This is a genomic window from Caldimonas sp., assembly GCF_046289365.1.
Classification (GTDB): domain Bacteria; phylum Pseudomonadota; class Gammaproteobacteria; order Burkholderiales; family Burkholderiaceae_C; genus Caldimonas.
Genome location: NZ_JBKBVU010000293.1, coordinates 1 through 2759 on the forward strand (window position 1 = coordinate 1; position 2759 = coordinate 2759).

The following is a 2759-nucleotide window of genomic DNA, read 5'->3' on the forward strand; positions in this document are numbered from 1 at the left end:
GGACAGATCGCCGGCCTCGGTGTCCACCAGTAAGGTGCGTTCGGCATCGAGCGTGCGGATCTGGGAGGTCTTGCCCACCCCGGGCGCACCGACGAGGGCGACCTTGGCGCAGCGTTTTTCGGCGAGTCTTTGATCGGCCGTCACGATTGGTAAAGGCATGGCTGGCTCCTCACTCGAATGAGACGACCGTGAAACGGCCAAAGGTGGGACGGAAGTCGCCCACGCCGATGAGTCGGCCTGCCATATCCAGGCTGTCCTTGATCCAGGCGCGGTCGAGGTACTCGGGCAGCACCACCATCAGATCGAACTCAGCACGCCAGCCCGCACGCATGGCAGGCCGCACCCGATTGACCCCTGCGCGTTGCACCACCACGCGGCGACGGTCTTCGTAATCCCAGCGGTCGGTCCCCAGGCTGGCCAGGTGGGTAAGCGAAACCACACCGGCCTTGGTGATGTCCTGCGCCGATTTGCGCGGACTCCTGGGGTCCTGCTTGAACTTGGCCGCGCCGATCAGCGCCTGACGCAGATACTCGCCGGGCATGCACAGCTGGCCTTGAGCATCGCGGTAGACGTAGCTCTCGATGTCATCGGTTTTTTTGGCAGCGCTGTTCTTGGCTGCCTTGGCCTTGGCGTCGACTGCCTCGCAGTTCCAGCGGTGGAACAACAAGTCCGCCACGCCTTCGATGGCCACGTGGACGCTGTACGGCGCCCCCATCAGGACCGCCGACTCGGCACCGTTGCCGAGGGCATCCTCGTTTCTCAAAAGGTTTTCCATCATCAAATCTCCAGAAATCAAAAAAATCCTTGCCACGCGATGCCACGCCACGGCATGCCACTCCACGGGGTTCCACGCCTCACCTTGGGTTGCTCCGGCCATGTCGCTGCTTGCCCCGCCATGCCATGGCAGTGCGCGCCGAGCCAAACCCAGCCTTGCGGGTACCTCGGTGTTCTGTCAGGGAGCGCGTGCTTTCGCGCGGATCACGACACCACTTCCGTCATCAGCAGGTCGGCCGTCGAGAGCGTGGCCAAGAGCGGGCTGTCGTCGGTGGCACCGGCAGCAAGCGCCAGGTCACGCAGCTCCTTCAGGGCGCGGTGGCGCCGGGTGTCGGCACTGATCTGGGCACCCAGAAGTGCCAGATGCGCATCGACGTCGGCCAGCGTGGCTTGGGCGAGCGGCTTGTAGATGACGCCCTCGTCATCCACCGACTCCAGTTCCACACCCGGTGGCGGCACGCTGATGGCTGGCGGCAGATGCGCCTGCAGGGCATCGGGAATGCCCGGTAGCGTGATCTGGGCGCGCTCGTTTTTGCTGGGGCGGCGCTTCAATTCGCGTCGGGCAATGTCGGTCAGGGCGTCCTCGGCCAGACGGGCGCCAATGCTCTGCACATCGCTCGGGTGCAGGGCGCAGACGACACGGGCAACCTCACGCGGGCGGGCATGGCCGATGACTTCGAAGGCGTTGCTGATTTCTGCGCGCACGGCTTCGCGCAGCAGGCTCATGACGGGATCACGCATGGCGAGCTCCTTTCCAGGCTTGGTCGAAACGGGTGATGAGGGGGACGGCCTGCGCGAGCCAGGCCGAGAGGTTCTGGTGCTGGTAGTGCGGCACGCAGTCGATGAGCGACTCCGGGTCGGTGTCGATTCGGCACAGCGATTCCAAGCCTTCGCGCAGCGCCAGCCACCGTTCGGTGGCAAGGGCGGACTCGGGAGAGACTTCCGGGCCGTGGTAGCGACCATCGGAGCCGAGCACCAGCGTGCGGTTTTGCTGGGCGATGCGTTTGGCTTCAGACGGGGTGGGTAGCGGCGGTTCTTCGGCCTTGATGACCTCGACCACGGCGCACTGCTCGATGCCGGAGAGGTGCTGGTCGGCGGCGACCTGATCGAAGATCTTCACGGCCGAGGGGCCGCAGACGCCAGCCTCCTTGATGCGCGCTTTCACCTCGCGGGCGATGGCGCGGATCTCCTCGGGCGTTTTGGTGAGGGCTGCGCGCTGGGTGTCGGCGGGCAAACGAGAGAGCTCGGCCGCTGCTGAGACTGAAATTTCGCCACCCTTGACTGCGGCCTGTAGCTCGTCAATGCCATGATCGAGCACTGCCCGTGCGTGCTGCACAGTACGTCGAGAGACCTTGAGGTGCTGAGCCGCCTCGTCCTGGGTAAATGCGCAAATTTGCGCATTTGCATCAGGCCTGCCATGAGGCAGTGTGGCCAAACGCGCTGCAATGATGGCGCGCTGCCCTTCACTCAGATGCCGACGATGCAGATTGAGCGAAACGACCAGACCGAAGGGGTCGCCGTCGTCGGCGCTGACCTGACGCACCAGGGGCTCCAGTCCCAGTTGCTCGCAAGCGCGCAGGCGGTGGCGACCGTCGATGACCTGGCCATCCAGAACGAGGATCGGTTCGCGCTGGCCGTGTGCGGCGATGTCCGCCACCAGGGCTGCGAAGGCCGCCTCATCCATGACCGGGAAGAGCTCGGCGGCTGGATGCAGGGGAAAGGCAGTGGTCATCACTTACCCTCCCCAGTCGTGTCCAGGCGGCGCAGCACAAACTTCGGCGCCTTGGGCGTGACGGTGCGCAGGGCCTCGAACGGCGCGCGCAGGGTCTGGGGCCAGGCTTTGAACTTGGCCTCGCTGACGCTGTACTTGACCTCTACGTATTCACGCGGGTCACCACCGGTGGCTTCGATCTTGGCCACCAGCTCGGCCAGGCCCTTGGGCTCCCACTTCACGTCTTTGCCGATCTCGACGGTAATGTCGAAGT

The 2759-nt window shown here is 64.9% G+C and carries 4 protein-coding genes and 1 pseudogene; all 5 read right to left on the reverse strand.

Translation table 11 applies throughout. The annotated features are described in order from the left end of the window. A partial coding sequence (locus tag ACK42S_RS17130) for an AAA family ATPase (protein ID WP_409710422.1) occupies positions 1-159 on the reverse strand: 159 nt, incomplete at its 3' end. 10 nt (positions 160-169) lie between these two features. Beyond that, complete coding sequence (locus ACK42S_RS17135) at positions 170-841, reverse strand: hypothetical protein (protein ID WP_409710413.1); 672 nt, start codon at positions 839-841, stop codon at positions 170-172. 137 nt (positions 842-978) lie between these two features. Further along, positions 979-1515 (reverse strand): hypothetical protein, encoded by a 537-nt coding sequence (locus ACK42S_RS17140; RefSeq protein ID WP_409710416.1) that lies wholly within the window; start codon positions 1513-1515, stop codon positions 979-981. After that, positions 1508-2506, reverse strand: a complete 999-nt coding sequence (locus tag ACK42S_RS17145; RefSeq protein WP_409710419.1) for a ParB/RepB/Spo0J family partition protein — start codon at positions 2504-2506, stop codon at positions 1508-1510. The genes ACK42S_RS17140 and ACK42S_RS17145 overlap by 8 nt, the downstream gene beginning before the upstream one ends. Further along, positions 2506-2759 (reverse strand): annotated as a pseudogene (locus ACK42S_RS17150) (hypothetical protein); the annotation flags it as partial. The gene ACK42S_RS17145 and the pseudogene ACK42S_RS17150, both read right to left, overlap by 1 nt.